The following is a 1,854-nucleotide window of genomic DNA, read 5'->3' as shown; positions in this document are numbered from 1 at the left end:
GAAGGCGGACGGGCCCGCCCCCGAGTGGAGTGAGCTCGTACGGCTGTATACCGATGGGCACGATCTGGTCGTGTCCTGGCCGGGACCGCTGCCCCAGCCGGTGATTTCCGGGCCGCGGGCCCTGTACGAGAACGTCCGCCCGGGTATAGACCTGGTGATGACCGCTCAGGACGGCGGCTACACGCATGTCCTGGTCGTGAAGGACAAGCAGGCCGCAGCCGACCCCTTGCTGCGCCAGTTGAACTACCGGCTTTCCTCTCCGGATCTGACGTTCCATCTGGACGAGTCGTCGAAGTCGGTCAGCGCGCAGGACGCGCAGGGCCAGGAGATCGCCGCCTCCCCGACCCCGTTCATGTGGGACTCGGCGGGCAAGGCCGCGGTCACCGAAGGTGAGCCGCAGGCGAAGCCCGCTCCCGAGGCCAAGGACCATCCCACCCTCGCCCTGTCCGGTCTCAACGGCGCCGAGGGCAACCACGCCAAGGCCGCAGGGGCTGCGCTGTCCGCGGAGAACGTGCTGACGGTGACTCCGAACGCGCAGCTGCTGAACGACGCCGACACCGTGTACCCGGTCTTCATCGACCCGTCGTTCAAGGGCCACAAGCAGAACTGGTCGACCTTCTACAAGACCGAGGGCGGCTCCAGCTTCTGGAACGGCCAGAACTACAACAGCGGCTCCGGCACCCCCGAGGCGCGCGTCGGCTACGAGTCGACCACCGGCGGCACCTCCCGCGCCGCGTTCATCTTCGACTTCGGCAGCCAGCTCTACGGCTCCCAGATCCGCACGGCGAACCTGCGCCTGCTGCAGACGTACTCCTGGGGCTGTGACCCAAGGGCCTTCGACGTCTACCACACCCCGCTGATCACCAGCTCCAGCACCTGGAACAACACCGACACCGACACGTTCTGGGGCAAGCGCATCGCCGGCACGTCCACCGGCCACGGCTACAACAGCTCCTGCCCCGACGCCTGGGTCGGCATCGACATCAAGCCCACCGTCGAGGAAGGCGCCCGCGGCGCCTGGCAGAACCTCACCCTGGGCCTGCGCTCCCCGAACGAGAGCGACGCGAGCTACTGGAAGAAGTTCCAGGCCAACGGCGAGAGCGCCCCGTACATCGAGGTCGAGTACAACAAGGCCCCCGACGAGCCCACCGTCGCCGGCATGGACACCGTCCCCGGCGGCCTGTGCGTGACCGACGCCCCCTTCAACAAGGTCGGCAAGTCCGACGTCATGTTCGAGGTCCAGGGCCGCGACGGCGACGGCAACCTCAAGCAGATCCAGTTCAAGGTCTGGCGCACTGCCGACAGCCAGGCCGTCTTCGACCAGTGGATCTGGCCCGACAGCTACGGCGTCGCCCGCACCACCATCGGCTGGGAGTCCTTCACCGCCAACACCACCTACTCCTGGACCGCCACGGCCAACGACTGGGACGGCTCCACCTCCGCCGCCGGCCCCGCCGGCACCGACAAGCCCTGCACGTTCACCGTCGACCACTCCCAGCCGGTCAAACCCACGATCCGCTCCGAGGACTTCCCCGCACCCGGCCCCGACGGCGCCGAGTGGAGCAAGAACACCCTCGGCCCCGGCAAGATCACCGTCATCGCGGGCGGCACCAACCCGGCCGACATCCGCGAGTTCCAGTGGTCCCTCAACCACCCCGTCTACGACCAGAAGGCCGTCCCCGCCACCGGGCAGGACACCGTCACCGTCGACGTCAACCCCGACAACGCCGGACCGAACCTCTTCTACGTCCGCATCGTCAACAAGGCCGGCAACCTCTCCGACCCCTTCATCTACACCTTCTACGTCCGCCCCCGCCCCGGATCCGACGGCCCCGGCGACGTCACCGGCGACGG

1 protein-coding gene is annotated in these 1,854 nt (G+C 68.2%); it reads left to right on the top strand.

All coding sequences use genetic code 11. The features are described 5' to 3' along the window. Positions 1-70: 70 nt before the first annotated feature. On the top strand, positions 71-1,854 hold a 1,784-nt coding region (locus ACZ5D2_RS40865), incomplete at its 3' end, for a DNRLRE domain-containing protein (RefSeq protein ID WP_468936812.1).

This window comes from Streptomyces sp. NPDC031479 (assembly GCF_055581065.1).
This window is presented reverse-complemented; position numbering and strand designations above follow the sequence as displayed.